The 15,401-nt window shown below is 54.1% G+C and carries 11 protein-coding genes; 7 read left to right on the top strand and 4 right to left on the bottom strand.

Annotated elements, in window-relative coordinates:
- Positions 1 to 11: 11 nt before the first annotated feature.
- The 6 genes from H6F67_RS25690 to H6F67_RS25665 are packed head-to-tail and all read left to right on the top strand — an operon-like array spanning position 12 to position 8,522.
- Positions 12 to 3,191, top strand: coding sequence for a hypothetical protein (locus H6F67_RS25690; protein ID WP_199304641.1), 3,180 nt, complete (start codon positions 12 to 14; stop codon positions 3,189 to 3,191).
- A gap of 27 nt (positions 3,192 to 3,218) precedes the next feature.
- Positions 3,219 to 4,247, top strand: a complete 1,029-nt coding sequence (locus H6F67_RS25685; protein ID WP_190769501.1) for a hypothetical protein — start codon at positions 3,219 to 3,221, stop codon at positions 4,245 to 4,247.
- A 5-nt stretch (positions 4,248 to 4,252) separates the two neighbouring features.
- Positions 4,253 to 5,419, top strand: a complete 1,167-nt coding sequence (locus H6F67_RS25680) for a hypothetical protein (protein ID WP_190769534.1) — start codon at positions 4,253 to 4,255, stop codon at positions 5,417 to 5,419.
- A gap of 4 nt (positions 5,420 to 5,423) precedes the next feature.
- Complete coding sequence (locus tag H6F67_RS25675; protein WP_190769500.1) at positions 5,424 to 6,230, top strand: hypothetical protein; 807 nt, start codon at positions 5,424 to 5,426, stop codon at positions 6,228 to 6,230.
- Positions 6,227 to 7,804, top strand: a complete 1,578-nt coding sequence (locus H6F67_RS25670) for a hypothetical protein (RefSeq protein WP_190769499.1) — start codon at positions 6,227 to 6,229, stop codon at positions 7,802 to 7,804. Before H6F67_RS25675 ends, H6F67_RS25670 begins: the two co-directional genes overlap by 4 nt.
- On the top strand, positions 7,770 to 8,522 hold the full coding sequence (locus tag H6F67_RS25665; RefSeq protein WP_190769498.1) for a hypothetical protein: 753 nt from the start codon (positions 7,770 to 7,772) through the stop codon (positions 8,520 to 8,522). Before H6F67_RS25670 ends, H6F67_RS25665 begins: the two co-directional genes overlap by 35 nt.
- Positions 8,523 to 8,701: 179 nt before the next feature.
- On the opposite strand, the gene H6F67_RS25660 is transcribed toward H6F67_RS25665, so the two are convergent.
- The 4 genes from H6F67_RS25660 to H6F67_RS25645 form a co-directional block, all read right to left on the bottom strand.
- Entirely contained in the window at positions 8,702 to 9,097 is a 396-nt protein-coding gene (locus H6F67_RS25660) for an ACP S-malonyltransferase (protein WP_190769497.1), read from the bottom strand.
- Positions 9,094 to 9,468, bottom strand: coding sequence for a DUF433 domain-containing protein (locus H6F67_RS25655; protein ID WP_190769496.1), 375 nt, complete (start codon positions 9,466 to 9,468; stop codon positions 9,094 to 9,096). The genes H6F67_RS25660 and H6F67_RS25655 overlap by 4 nt, the downstream gene beginning before the upstream one ends.
- 274 nt (positions 9,469 to 9,742) lie before the next feature.
- Positions 9,743 to 12,052: a PAS domain S-box protein gene (locus H6F67_RS25650; RefSeq protein ID WP_190769495.1), complete on the bottom strand. Its 2,310-nt coding sequence runs from the start codon at positions 12,050 to 12,052 to the stop codon at positions 9,743 to 9,745.
- A gap of 21 nt (positions 12,053 to 12,073) precedes the next feature.
- Positions 12,074 to 12,901, bottom strand: a complete 828-nt coding sequence (locus tag H6F67_RS25645) for a helix-turn-helix transcriptional regulator (RefSeq protein ID WP_190769494.1) — start codon at positions 12,899 to 12,901, stop codon at positions 12,074 to 12,076.
- A 595-nt stretch (positions 12,902 to 13,496) separates the two neighbouring features.
- Between H6F67_RS25645 and H6F67_RS25640 the strand changes: the two genes are divergently transcribed.
- Positions 13,497 to 15,392, top strand: a complete 1,896-nt coding sequence (locus tag H6F67_RS25640) for a hypothetical protein (protein WP_190769493.1) — start codon at positions 13,497 to 13,499, stop codon at positions 15,390 to 15,392.
- Positions 15,393 to 15,401: the final 9 nt, after the last annotated feature.

The following is a 15,401-nucleotide window of genomic DNA, read 5'->3' as shown; positions in this document are numbered from 1 at the left end:
ACTGATGGACTATGCAAGACGATCGCTTCATCAAGTACAACAAGCTGCTGGGCAAGCAGGCCAGCATTGGTCCGATCGCTGCCGACCAGATCATCCCCTGGATGGCAATCATCTTGCTCAGCTACCTGGTTACGAATGGACTATTTAGCTTTGGCCTGCTGTGGTTTTTTGGGGTGGCGTTCTGGCTAATTGTCAGTTGGACGCTGATTGCAGGCGATAAACCTCACAAGTTCACTGACCAGTGGCGTCGCCCGCCGGGGCGAGATTGGTACAACGCCCGCATCCGCTATGTTTCCCCGGTCAGCGAGTTTCGATCTCCAGACTCAAGCATGGGATCGATGCCGATGCGGATTCGTGCGAAACCCCTGACTGTTCCAAATCCCGATCGAGGCAAAAGCAGATTTATGCCGTTTCAAAACGAAGTGAACCTCTGCTGCATTGCGGAACTCAAAGTTGAAGACCGCGAAGCTGCTGCCTTTCTGCTCGAAAAAGGCAAAGACGAATATCAGGTCGTGTTTGCCTTTCACGTCGAAGGACTGCACGACATCCTCCACGCCAGCGAAGTGGAAGAAACGGCCTTGGCGATCGAAGCGGCGATGAAAGATTTGCCGCCTGGAGAGAAAATCACGTTCTCGACCAGTTGCACCAGCGACGATCGCGACCGTCAGCAGGAGCTAGAGCAGCTTGCCGATGGCTGTAACCTGATGCCGATTTCTGTTCTGCTCCGCAACGAGCAAGTCAAAGTGGCTGAGCTAAGCGATCGCGGTGTGCGGCAGCGCTGGCAGCAGATCGCGTTTTGCACCTGGACAAGCAACGCCAAAGGCAACTCCAAACAAAGTGACTGGCTCTCGAAAGCGCTCGATGGCCTGTTTGATGTGGGAGCGATCGCGCTCAACACCTTGACGGGCAATCAGCGCGTCTACCGCGAGAGCTTTTTCAAGCATCTGCTGCTCAAGAGCTTTCACGAAGGCTTTTTACCCTGGGAACTGCTGCTGAGTACAAAAGCGGGTTTGACCGTGCGCCCCTACTCGCAATCTGAACTGTGGCAGTGGCTGTATGGCCGCTTTAATCCGGGCAATGCGCCGCCAACGCCGCAGGTACTGACGCTAACTGAAACCAAAACCGGGTTTCACCTTGACGAGCAGCGCACAACGGAAAAGCACGCCGTTACCGTTTTGATCGAAGGCATGAACGGTCACTCAAGCTGTCCGCGCCACTACGAGCGCACGGATCTAGTGTCGATCGAAGGCCACCAGCAAAAATGCGGTGTTTTGACGATGGAAGAAGCGCCTGGAGGCTGGAGCAGTTTGCGCGATCAGCTCAAGTGGACGTGGAAAATTCTCAGCGCCAGCTACGTCCACAACACCGAAGCCTGGATTGAAATTAGTCGCGGCAACGATTTTCTGATTCAAGACAATCTTGCAAGGCAGGCTAGGCAGTCAAAGACCGCTCGCATTCGCGCTACGACGCAGGGGCAAGGCCGCGATGTCGGTGCTGAGATCAAGCAGGAAGAATCGTTTGACGCGCAGCGCCGTCTGTATCAGGGGCAAAAAGGGCTGCACTGCGGAGTTGCTTTTTTGGTTTACCGTCCCAATGCGGAAGAATTGGCGATCGCCTGCAACACCTTATGCAGCGGCTTCGATTCGGCTAAGGTGCTGCGTGAGCCGAATATTGCCTGGGAAATTTGGCTGCAAACGCTGCCGATTACTACGCGCTGGCTGCTGCACGACAACAATTTGTTTAGCGAGCGCCGTCTGATGCCGGACAGCCACACGATCGCCGGATTTTTGCCGCTGACCGTGCCTAAACCGATCGACTCCGCCGGAGTAGAATTCCTCAGCGAGCGCGGCGGCAAACCGATTTACATCGATTTGTTTCGGCACAGCGCCGATCGTGCCTTGATTACCGGGATGTCCGGGTCAGGTAAAAGCGTGTTGGCATGGCGCTTTATGATCGACGCGCTCGCGCTCAACATTCCGATCGTCGGCATGGATATGTCGGCTTCGGGCGGCAGCACCTTCAAAACCGCGATCGAGCTATTGGGCGACGATGCCGCCTACTTCGACATCCGCCAGGGCAGCTCAAACCTGATGGAGCCGCCGGACTTACGCAAGTTCAGCAAAGAAGAGCGGCTTGAGCGCATGAACACCTGGAAAGATTTCATCCACAGTGCGCTGCTGGCGATCGCGCTGGGATCAGATCTTAAGGTGCATAGTGCCCTGCTCAGCCAGCGGATCAACTCAATTTTGATTCGCACCCTCGACCTCTACCTCAAGGACGCCGATATCAAAGCTCGCTACAACGAAGCGTTTCGGCAGGGCTGGAAGTCTGCGGCTTGGCAGACGATGCCGACACTGCTCGATTTTGCTCGCTTTTGCACCCGTGAACGTCTCAACCTGCGGAATTTGGAGGACATCGATCGAGCGGCGATCGGACAGATTCAAAGTCAAATTGAAGCGCTCAGTAAGTCGAGTTTGGGGCCTGCCATCTGTCGTCCCAGCAGCTTCTCACCTGACCCCGCCGTCAAGTTTTTTGCCCTAAGTAATCTGAGCAACGAGCAGGATTCCTACCTGATGGCAATCTCGGCGCACACGGCCTGTATGCGAAATGCGCTGTCGCACCCGCAAAGCTTTTTTGTCGGAGACGAACTGAGCGTTTTGCTCAAGAAGAACGGCTTCGCGCAGATGGTCGGCGAAACCTGCGCGACCGGACGCAAAGAAGGCATCTCCGTTCTGCTGATCAGCCAAGACCCCGACAGCATTTGCGAGTGCAGCAGTGGCGCTCAGATCATGCAGAACATCAACTACCGCATCACCGGGTCGATCACGGCTGCCGCTGCTGCCTCATTCCAGAAGTTTCTGGGCTATCACCCCAGCTTGATCGATCGCAATACGACCGAGGCATATCTTCCCCGCACCAGCGAACTGCTGTCGCACTGGCTGATCGAGCGCAACCAGCGATTTTGGCGCGTCAACTATCATCCTGGCGAGATGGCGCTGGCAAGCGTCGCCAACGCTCAAGACGAAGCTGCCGCCCGCGATCGCATCTTTGCTACCTATGACACCGATGCGATCAGTCGGCTCCGTGCCCTCAAAGCGTTCACTGACCTTTACATTCCGGCCACGCAAGCAGGACGAGGCTATCGCCAAATTCAGCCTGCTGCCACCCAGCGCGATCGCGCTGCGGCTTAACCCATCCTTTCACCCTTGATTTTGACTATGCTTCCTTTTCGCTCCCTCACCGCTGCCACCGTTTTAACGGTCAGCTTTGCTCATCTGGCGATCGCCCCACCCGCTGCGGCTAATTCGATCGAAGCGGCGGCTGATGCTGCGGTTCACCCCTCTACAATCACCTCGGCTCCGCGTGTCAGTGCTGCCTGGGATGAACAAATTCCCGGTACAGGCACGAACACGGGTAGTGGTGGGATTGACCTCAACTTTCCGATCGATGCGGGTAATTTGCCGACGCGCCGCGTGTCGATCGGTGGTTTTGGCATTCGCATTCCCGACGTAGGTAGCATGACCCGTAGCCTCGAAGCTTGGTTTCGCAATCTGGGAGATGACCTGCTCGGTCAAATTCTCGGCAACATCCTGGGTGGTGATGGGCGAACCGGAGGCGATCCCGCTACTGGGACAACGGACGACAAAGACTCGATCGACCACAAAGACCTGGGCGATTTGTTTGGCGACCTGGGCGTTCCCGATGTCGAGAAGATTCGGAAGCTCTTGCTCGATCGTCCCACCAGCACAACTGAAGCAACGCAGCTTGCCGAAGTGTTGCAAAATCGCATTCCCGGCTCAGGCTCCTACATCATTCGTCAGGAAGTCGCTCAAGCTGGAGTGCGCGAACTGGCAAACCAGATGGCTGAAGCAGCAACGCTGAGCAAACCCGCACAGGCAGAATTAGCGCTCGAAGCAGTGCAGGCGCAGGCAACGACCGAGCAAAACGCCAAGCTTGCAGACGAATCGCAGCACCAAGATGTCTCGCAGCACATCTTGCAAAATCTGTCGGCGCAATCGGGTTTGAGTGCCTCGATCGAATTCAAGCAGCTTAAAGAAGCGTGGCAGGCTCGCGTCGATCGCGCCTACAGCAACGTTCTCAACGCGCAGCAGGCGCACGAACTCGCGGTCGTCAATACGGCAGATCGCCGTGAAGCGATCGGGACGGGCAACGCTGCCAACATCGAAACCGCCTTGATTACGCTGCCGGGTGGCTACTACCTGGGATCGCCAGGAAAGTCGAGGTGACGCAGATGCTTTCTCCGCTTTATTTGGCTCAAGCCCTGTCTGATCAGGCAGGCGGCATTCCCGTCACGGGCGGCGAACAAAGTGCGCTCAACATTGTCACGCAGTCGATCAACATCGCCAAAGCCACGACTGAATCTTGGAATTCGCTGTGGGTGATGCTGTTTGACCCGACCTTGAGCGGATTGTGGACGGGATTGGTGTGGTTGGGATTGTCGCTAGCTGCGCTGTCGATCGCATACATGGCGCTGACAACCGTGCGAGAAGCCGTCGAGAAGCAATCTTGGGCGGATCTGGTGGCGATATTTGTTTGGCCGCTGGTGATTGCTTTGTTTTTGCACAGCAACGGCGCGTTTTTGGCGCACACGACGATCGCGATTCGCAACTTCGGCCACAGCCAGGTCGAGAAAATCTTGGATATCCAGGTGGGAGAACTCAGCTTTCGTCATGCTGTCTCCAACATCGGCATTAGCTCAACTGCCCGACAGGAACTGGAAAATCTTTATCGCGAATGTCAAGGACTCGTCGCCGATGAACTGATCGAGTGCTGGAACAACAAGTCCGATCGCGCCCAGGAGATTATCAAGGCGGCTCAAGCAGCGGTCTCCAGCCCGATTCGCGGCATGGCCGAACTTGCCGTTGAGCTATCGACTGTTCCTGGCATGATCTCCAAAGCTGCCGAGCTTGGCTCGAATGCGATCACGTTTGACTATGCCAGTACGCTCTCTCACAATGTCGTCCTGCCGCTGATTCGCTTGGTGCTGGCGGCGACGCAGTGGGCATTCGTGAACTGTCTAGAGGCCACGATTTTGCTGACGGCCTTGTTTGGCCCCATTGCGATCGGCCTGTCGATTTTGCCGCTGCAAGGCCGCCCGATTTGGACATGGCTAACCGGATTAATTTCGCTGTTCGGCTTGCAGCTCGGCTACAACCTGCTCGTAGGACTGGTAGCCGTCGTCATCGTCAAATCCGGTGCGGAACTTGCCAGCGACATTGCTTTTTTAATTTTCATTAGCTGGTTTGCGCCGATCTTGGCGGGTGCAGTGGCAGGCGGCGGCGGACTGGCGCTGTATCGCGGCGTTGCCAACAATGCTGGACGCATGGCGATGTTCGCAAGCGATCTGGTTGCCGCCGGAGCGCGACTGGCGATCAAAGCTTATACCGCTGTGGGGTAAAGAGATGAGAATCAACAAGCTTCAAGGCGAACTGCTGCCTCAAACCAAAAATATTCTTGCCTTGTGCTTCATTGCGCTCACGGCTTTTTCGGGGCTAGGCTTCGTCATCAGCCTCTACACCAATGCCAAAGTTCTCGCAGCGACCAATCGCCGCATCACAATGGCGCAACTGACCAACGGCAACACGATCTATGTTGCGCCTCGCAGCGCCAACTGGCGCGATCCCGAAGTGATCAAGCAGTTCGTCTCCAGGTGGGTGACGCTCAGCTTCAACTGGGACGGCACACTCACAGGCTCAGACCAGCCCGATGAAGGTGTGCAGGTGCGAGAAGGCGGCAAAGTTCCAACCAACACCTGGTTTGCCTCGATTTTGCTAGAGCAGCAGTCGGGGCAGCAGGGCACATCGAGCTTTGCGGAAACTTCGCTTCAGCAAATCGCTGAGTTTGTGCCGCCCGGTGTGTTTAGCGGCGTCTACCGTCAGGTGATTGTGATCTCCTACCTGTCCGAGCCGCGTCAGATTGCTCCGGCCACCTGGGAAGTCGATATGGTGGCAACTCGCGTATTGATCAACCGTCAGGACGGAACTTCTGAGCGCATTCCGTTCAACCGCACGTTCACACTAAGAACCGCAGAAATCCCCGAATCACCGTTGGGCGCAGATGCACCACCTGTCGAGCAAAAAATCTACGAGTTTCGATCGGCAGGCTTGGAAATTACCAAAATCGTCAGCTTCAACCCCAACAATCCCAACAACCTCACTAGCCCCATCCCCGATCAGCCCAGTCCTCAATCGAGTTCTCCTGCATCATGACTTCTCCAAACAATTCTTCAACTTCTCCCAGTTCGATCGCCGACATTGATTTCTTTGACGATGCGCCAGCCCCAATTCCTGCGCCTGAGTCGGATCACAAAGCGCTAGAGCAAGAAATCGCCGGACAGCTGCCGCTGACCCCAGCCCACCTTCAGCTTGACAGCCTCGAAGCCCCGCCCACCGTTGCCACCAGCCAAAAACCGCTGGTTCGAGCCGCGATCGTGCTAACTGGCATCGGCGGATTGTTGCTGCTCACTCTTAGTTTTCTCTTTAATTTGCACAGCAAGCCTGCGCCCCCTACCTCCGCTACTGAAAAAACGCCGATCGCCCCGACCACAACTGATGAAGAAGGCACACTCAAAAGCCAGCTTGCCTTTCAAGGCCAGCAACAGCAGACTGAAGCGCGATCGCCCCAACCCGCTTCGATCCCAAATGCCAGTTCGACCTCCGGTTCAACTCCGACTCCACCGCCACCGCCGCCTCGCTCAATATCTCGCCCTGCTTCTGCACCGCCACCGATCGAAGTTGCCCGACCCAGCCGCGCAATTTCGGCTCCAGCCTATCGGCCTACGATCGAGCGATCGCAGCCGCCCGCTCCTCAAGCAACTCCAGCAGAAGCGATCGATCCGTTTGAGCGCTGGGCACAGCTTGCTAGCTTGGGCAATATGGCAAGTACGAGCAATCCTGCTGAACTCTCCAGCACCAGTGCTACCTCAACGCCAGAAGCGCCTACCCCTGATCCTGCGGGTACGACTGTCTTGGTTTCTGCACCTTCTGATCCTGCTGCGATCGAGCTTCCCGCCGATCCATCGATCAAAGCCACTCAGACAGCGGGCACGATTGGAATTTTAGAGCGCCGCCCTGCCGATACGGTGCAGCTTCCACCCACGATCGCACCAGATACAACCGCACAGGCGACGGTCACGCTTCCCTTGATTTGGGAGTCCGATCGCGACGCTTCCAGCCGCGACAGTGCTGCTCACCGATTTTTGCTCAAGCTGGACGATCCCTTGCTCGATTCGACCGGAGTGATCGCCCTGCCTGCGGGCAGCGTCATCGTGGCCGAAGCGAGCGACGTGGGCGCTGATGGCACAGTTGCAGCAGTTCCAGTTGCGATTGTCTACAGCGATCGCAACGGTTTCGTACACCAGCAGACAATTTCACCTGAGACGCTGGCGCTGCGAGGCGAGGATGACGAACCGCTGCGGGCGCGATCGCAACGCAATCAAACGGATGTAAATTTGCGCCGAGCGCTGCTGCATGGCGTGTTAGGCGGCCTCGGTCGTCTAGGTGAAACGCTTTCACAGCCGGATGTACAGACGCGATCGCACGGTTGGGTGAGCGAGCAAACCGTCACGACGGATGATTCTCAGCTTGTCGCAGTGGCGCTGGGCGGATTTTTCAACACTGCCCTAGACGAACTCGATCGCCAAACCTCCAGCAGCGATCGGCAAAGCAGCGCTGAAGACCTTCAGATTCTGCCAAGAGGCACTGCCGTTTCTGTCATTGTCACTCAACCGTTTCAACTAGAAAATCAAGATGCACAAACTGCTCATTCCACTGCTGCTCCTTAGCGGCATCAATGTCTGGAGCGCTTCTCCTGCTTACGGCTTGCCCGCTAGATCTCCAATTTCTCCAGGTCGTTCCGCCGATCGACCAAATGCTTTGCGGATAGTCGATCGCGCCAGTGCGATCGCCAGCCTTGTCGATGTGCCGATCGTGCCCGGTCGCGCCACGCCAATTCAGTTTCAAACGGGCGAACAAATCACCAGCGTTTTACTTGCCGATCCGTCACGCACGGTCTACACCACCAATGCGCCGATCGGCAGCGAACAGGCGACCATTTTGTTTTTGCGATCGATTCAGCCCTTGGCCTTTCCCGGCGTGACCCACGCAGTTATCACCAACTTAGAAGTAGTCACCACTGATGCGGCTGGGACACAGCGCCTATACAGTTTCAACCTTGTGCCTGCCACTCAAACTCCGAATGCTGTGGGGGTCGCGATCGTTGCAGGTGTGCCTGGAGCGCAAACGCTATTGCTCCCCTCGCAGCAAAGGGCAATGCTCAGCGATATTGAAGTCGGCTTGGAAGTTGCACTTCAGCGGGGCTATACGACTGCTGCCGATCCGATTGTCGATCGCGTCCGCACCTGCTTGTCGATCGCACGTTCGCAGTCAGTGTCGATCGAGCAAGCTGCGGCAGCAAGCAATGTTGAAGTTCGGGTGCTGCAAGCTTTGGCACAGTTGGCGATCGAGCAGCGGTTACGCGAAACTGTTTCTTTGCCACCGTGATGTGAAATTCATGCTACTGAGCGGCTGTTGGAAAACTCAACATCGATACTAAGCGCTTCTCTCAGCCTGCTCCAACTGTGAGTTTTAGTTTCTGCTTAATTGTGTCTGTCTCAAAGACTCAATGATGCCCTGTTTCTTGATGGTATCCTTGCGGTCGTTCAATGTTCAAGTTCGTCTTATTACGGAATGAAGATTTGCCTTGCACCGCGATAGCTGTCAATATCAAGCACAATCTCAATCAAACTTTCAATACACCGATTTCGATACTCACTGTCGTTTAGCAATCGGTCAGCATTGCTAATAGTCACTACAGGCAACGACGCTGAGGTGTTTTCTTCACGCATGACTTGTTCTAGAGAATCTTTTCCTTTCATGCTGCGATTAGCTGTGAGCAAAACCATTTGATTTTCTTGAGCGAGTTGCCAAACCGTCCTATCATCGCTGTCAATCGATAACTCCATTTCTAAAAACGTGACAAAGCGAATTGGGACAACATCAAGCCAGCCTTGACTTGCGATCGCGCCAAAGAAGATTAGGGCGTGACCTTTGAGATTGTGATCGATCAAGAAAATCATGCCCTAGACATGCGCTTTGCTTTCGTAGCTCGAAGTTTTTCCCAAGCAGCTTCGGTTCCAGGTTTGGGTGGCTGTGCTGCAATCCGGGTAATTAACTCACGATTTTGCTCTTCGTAATACTGTCGGAGTTCTTCAGACTCTTTGAGAACTTGCTGGTACTCGACTTCTACTTCTGAACGATGAGTTTCGATATAAGCTAGAGCAGCATTAATTTGCTGCTCTGTCAGCTCAAATAATCCTTGAATAAACTTAGGTGGATACTGAGCCGTCACGTAGTCCATCACATCGTAGAGAGTGATGCGCGTGCCTGCGATCGTCAATCCGCGCTCAGTACGAATAATTGCGGCTTGCTCCTTTGGCGCTGAAGTCATAACTGCTTCTTTGCAAAATACAACCTTATACTATCTCAAACCCAGTAAAGATGTTGAACTATTAAATAGAGTTTTACAGTTGCTTGTGCTTCTGAATACCTTATTTGTTTTGGTGTATTTTCAACCTTAGAACTTAGCATTTTAGGGAGTTTACTATTCTGGTTAAAGAATTGAATAGTTCTACACATCATACTGCTGCGATTGCCCCCTTCATTGAAATGCGATCGCCTTCATCGTTGGAGTAGTTAGATCCTCGTTCACTGCCTCAAACAGCTTAATCTCTGCGCGGCGTGATGTCTCGATAGCTGATAACTCGACCGACGATCTCGCCTTCGAGCAAATGTGGCTTAGAAAAGCGCTCAAACACTCGTCCGTCTTGAAGCTGAACTTCGCCGTGACAGTCAAGGTCGGGAAATAGATATTCGGATTCGACCTGCTGCAAAAAGTTCTCTGGGTTCTTGAGTTGCGCTTGTTGAAATGGCAGTAGATGCTGATCAACTCGCTGCGCCAAAATATGCGCTGGAATGCGCCAAAGCTCGATAAACTTTTGATTGCAGTAAAGAATGTCTCCATCTCGGCTTAGCACCAGCAATCCGTCTGCCGTTGCTTCCAAAGTTGTTTCTAGTAGCGATCGAGATCGCGTTAGCTCAGCACTCGCTTGATTACGAGCCGTCACATCCATTACCAGTGACAGAAACGAGACAACTTGACGCTGCGGATCGAACAACACGGAGTTGTGCCACTCGCACTCGATTACGCTGCCTGATTTAGTGTAGTTGCGGTTGCAGCAGGTATTAAACGTGATCTCACCGCTCCTAAGCTGCTCGATGACGCGCTGCACCTGCGGTAGGTCTGCTAGCACAATCATTTGCCAGTCAAACGGATGCTTGCCCATTACTTCTGCGGCACTCCAGCCAAATAGCGCTTCGGCGCGATCGCTCCACTGCTGCACGCGAAAATCCGCTGTCCACTCAATCACTGCCAGCGGCGAATTATTGATATGTCGCACAATTCGCTGGCGAGCATCAAACAGTTGCTGTTGCGCCTGCGAGTACTCAGTTCGATCTTCAATCAGCGCAAAGCTGCCAGCAGAATCGGCATCAGCATCAATCACCCAGCTCACTGTGATCCGCACCCAAACCGCATGTCCCGCTTTGTGCAAATAGCGCTTCTCCAATGAATAGGATTGCCGTTGCTGCTGCTGGCACTGCTGATGGAGAACCAGTTCGTTCTCAAGGTCTTCTGGATGTGTCAACGCTATCCAAGTTTGCTGCTCTAGTTCATCCGGCGTATAGCCCAACAGCCGACAAAAAGCGCTGTTCACTTCCACATAGCGACCCGTCTGGCCGTCTGTAAACGTGATGCCGATCGGGGCATGGTTGTAGATCCGAAACAGGCGGTCTTCACGCGCCCTCAGCGCCATCTCTGTGATCACGCGATCGCTCACATCGAGCATAACGCCGTCGATCCACTCAAGTTCGCCCGCCGCATTCCACACGCCGCGCCCCCGATCCTCGATCCAGCGAATCCCATTGGCTTGAATCCGATATTGCAGGACGAACGGCGCTTGATCTGCCAGCGCTGCCTCTAATTGTTGGTCGCACCGCTCCAAATCTTCCGGCAAAATCAGATCTGCGTAAGCTGCATCACCCTCTGTTGGAAACGCCATCAGCAGATGATCGATTGCCCGAAATAGTTGCCCTGTTAGCCCTTGAAAGCCTCGACTGACATAGCGCTGCCGCCACTGCTGACCTGCTTGGCTGCGGTAGAAAGCACCCGGAAAATTATCGACTAAAATTTGAACTTGCTCAGTCGTTTCCTGCAACGAAGAGCGCATATTCTGTTGCTGGGTAATGTCTTGAGCATTCACTATCCAAACAGGCTGTGCGGCGATCAAGGTTCGATGAATCTGCATCCGCATCCATACCCAGCGCGCTTCTTGATGTCGCACCCGCAGATCGATCGTACCGCCCCCTTCCCACACAGCAGCCAGAATGCTTTGGTCTTGCGGATGAATCCATGCCGCCAGCGGATGCGCCAGCCAATCTTGCTCAGAGTACCCCAGTAAGCGGGTGAGCGCCGCGCTCACAAACGTCATTTGTCCTTCGCTATCTGCTTGAATTGCCAGTTCTTGCGAGTGCCGCCACAGCGCTTGCTGACGATCGTGCAGCCGCTGATACATGGTTTGAGCAATCACGCGATCGCTCACGTCCGTCACCACTTCAATCAGTTGCTGTGCCTGCCCAGTGGCATCACGAATTACAATTCCCTCATGCCGCAGCCAGCATTGAGACCGCTTGGCCGTGCGACATTCGTATTGATAGGTCGAGCCGCGATCGATCGCCACTGCGATCGCTTGTCCAACCGAGGCACGATCGTCGAGATGAACCAGCACTAGAAAATTTGCTAGGGTTGCGATCGACTCAGCAGGGACAGACACGCCATAAAGCTGCCGCACCGCTGTTGACCCATGCCACTGGTCAAGCGGAACGCTGTATTGAGCGGTTCCAATTTCTGCCGCGTCTAGCGCCTGATTGAGCAAGTGCGCTGCGATCGCGGTGGGTGTGGTTTGATCCAAGTTCAAGAGCGCGTGAGTGCTGACCGACTACGATAGGCGAAACAGAATCTGCAAAAACTGAGCCTCATTGCCTTTTGCTTCGTCCAAAGCGAAATCAAGCTGTACCAGCCATCTGCCTGCTGTTTGCGCCAGCGCTGGTTCTGGCGAATAGTGAGTAACGGCAGCCAGCAGCGATCGAAACTGCTGTATCCAAGTCGATCGATCCACCCCGATAAAAAGTTCGCCAGTGGTCACGCGGTAGCGCCAGAGCAACTGCTCGGCTGCATCGCGCAAAACCCATTGATTTAGCTCAGACTGATATTCTAGCCGCCAAGCCTCGGCAGTCAACTCACTCAAAGTCTCCCATTCTCGCAAAATGGCAACTACGCGCTCGCGATCGGCCTCTGACACCAGAATTCGCCTGCCGTTTGTGGTAATTACTGTTCCTTCAAGCTGGTTTCGCACCGATTCTACTTGGACTTTGCGCGATCGAGTTTTGCCCGCTGGGGTTTGACTTTGCTCCGGTTCCAATTGAGGTTTAGCCTCGCGCAAATCGAGGAGGTCGCGCAGTCGATCGGTGACTAGCTCTTGCAGCAGCAGCAGTTCGGCCACACTGCTCATTTGCTGAACCTGCATTCCCAGTTCTGGACGCGCGGCTGGGTCGAGGTCGATCACCTGTGTGAGTAAAAATCGCTGCTGCTCTGGCGTTAGGCAGTTAAAAATCTGCTCAAACTTATCAAGCTGCGGGAACGTATGGCCGTTGCGGAATGTGCTGATCGTTTGCTGCGAGATATTGCTCGCTTTGGCAAGCTGTGTGGCGTTGATTCCAAACTTATCTAACGTGATTCGGAACGCCAGCGGAAACTTAAATTCCATTTGCTAGGACTGTCCCCCGTCTTCAAATATAGTTTAAGATTGCGATTAGATTTAAGATTGGGGTTTGGTAGAAGCACCCAAGCTCAAATCCCACCCGATCGTTCAACTACTGATGGTTGAGTCTCAGTATAGTATTAAGCACTCACAAGGTTGCATAGTACGGATACGCCAATCATTTCAGCGTTAGCGCAACCGCGATCGGGTGACCTCCTGAAATCGAAGCGAAAGGAGTCATCACCATGTAATCCCTCAAACAAAGTCAAAAACCCCAACTGGAACCAACAGCGGGGTTTGACAGCTTATTTGCGTTTGCAAAAGGTGCAGGGTTTAGATACCTAACCAATCAAGCTTTGGCGAGCAGTCAGGTTAGGGCAGCCCTCGAATTGCTGTGCTTATTTTACGGCGAATTTGTGCGATCGTGCAAGTTCCCACAAGCTGCTGCATGGCAAAGTTTCGCAGTCAGGGTGAAAGTAGGAAGTTTCAAAAAATGTAACGTTTCGCAAACGAAAATTAGCTGTTGCTCCCCTCGACTCACTCAACAGCCCGCCTCACACCGTTGCGATCGCGGGCTGTTTGCACACAAGAGCAAGCAGCAATGTCACTAGAATCAACAGTTTCGTCCTTCGCCTTTGTGCGCGAATGGCACGATGAATTTTTGACTTTATTTCCGCATCGTGGTGATTATTTGTGGGCAACGCATCCTGATCCTGGTCAAAAGCCGACTTGGAAAACTGAATCGCGGCATTTGCTGAGCGATCGATTAATTGCCCAAGGCCGTCATCTCTACGGCGTTCGGTTCGGCCAAGCCACTCAATATCTGCTCATCGATATCGATATTGGCAGCCCTTATCACCCTTGCCACGATGAATTTGCGATTCGTCGAATTCTAAACGCACTGGAACCCTTGGGGATTACGACGGCGGTTGCAATTCAAAGCAGCGATCGCCAAGGTATTCACCTGTATTTGCCCCTGTCTGAGCCGCATACTTGTTGGGCGATCGCCTTAGCTGTCGCCACGCTGATTGAGAATGTAGGCTACTCGCTCAAGTCCGGCCAGGTTGAACTCTACCCCAATCCCAAACCTTTCAGCAGCAGTTGCACCCTATATGGCGGTCACCGTTTGCCGTTGCAGCGTGGCTCCTACCTGCTGAATGCTGACTGGCAGCCGATGTTCACAACTCCGGCAGCGTTCGTGCGTCAGTGGCGCTGCGCCCAAGTCAAGAACGAGGTTGATCCGCAGGTGCTCAAGCAGGTTTTAGCGACCTGTCCCCGAAAACATCTCGGTTTACGCAGTAAGGGCGAAAAGTACCTCAACGACCTCAACACAGATATTGAACCGGGCTGGACGGCAACCGGACAAACAAATTTTCTGCTGGGAAAAATTGCCAATCGCGAGCGCGTGTTTCACCATGTCGTTTGGGGCGGTGAACCGCTCAGCAGCGGAGCGCTGGTCGAGACGATCGTACAAACGGCGCGATCGCTACCAGGATTTACTCAGTACTGTCGTCATCAAACCGACCTAGAAGTTCGAGCAACGCAATGGGCCAAAGCCGCTGAGCAGCGCTACTACCCTTACGGCTCCAAGTTCATCACTCGCTCATCCGCCACAGCCGTACCTGCCGATCGACCAACCTGGAATCAGCAACAGTCCCAATCCGCACAGCAGCGAATTACGGGTGCGATCGCTCAGATGCTGCAACAGAACTGTCTACCCGCTCAAGCGACCTCGCGCTATCGCGCTCTCAAAACTTTTGGGATCGGTTCAACCACGTTAGATAAATATCAACATCTCTGGCACCCTAACCATCTTCAAGCTTGTTCGATCGATCATCGTGAACTGCTGCCACCGCCGCTTGAATCCCACCCCTCTGACGCAGAAACTGCTGATCGCGATCGCCTCAATTCGGCTGTAGGTGAGCAGTCCCACACCACTAAGACAAATAAGCTTGCGCTTGAGTCTACGTCTGTCGATCGCGACTGGTGGCAGGAAATTGAGCCGCCTTCACTTGCTGCTGCGGCTTGGCAGTGGCTTGAAGTGGCTTCCAGCTTCGGCTGTGTAGACTGGTTGGCCTTCATATCGCTGCCACCGAATTATCGGCCTGAAGATTTGCACTGGTGGATTTTCGATGATGCGATCGCACTGATGTGCAACGAAGATGAGTCGAACGAGAATGCGGTGCGGCTCGATGTGGCAATGCAGGAGATTCCGATCGAGGCATGGCAGCGAGTGCGATCGCAGCCTTCCCCGACCCAAGCGATCGCAACCGATTCGATCGCTTTGACATCTGGCATCGCCCAAGCTAAGAACGACTTTGTTGCTCGATTAATCCAACAAGGTTTAGATCCCTATCGATATGGCCGCTGTCGGCAGTGCGATCAACCCATTCGCATTCCTGGTTTGGATCACAATCTCTGTGCGGGTGAGTGCGGCTGGGTCGTTGATTTGGAGTGGTTCGCTTGGTACTACAGCGGCGAGAGGAGGGCGACTTAGCTGAAGACT

The organism is Microcoleus sp. FACHB-1515, from assembly GCF_014696105.1.
Lineage (GTDB): Bacteria > Cyanobacteriota > Cyanobacteriia > Elainellales > Elainellaceae > JAAUTJ01.
The sequence above is the reverse complement of the archived record's forward strand: the minus strand, read 5'-3'. Positions and strand labels throughout refer to the sequence as shown.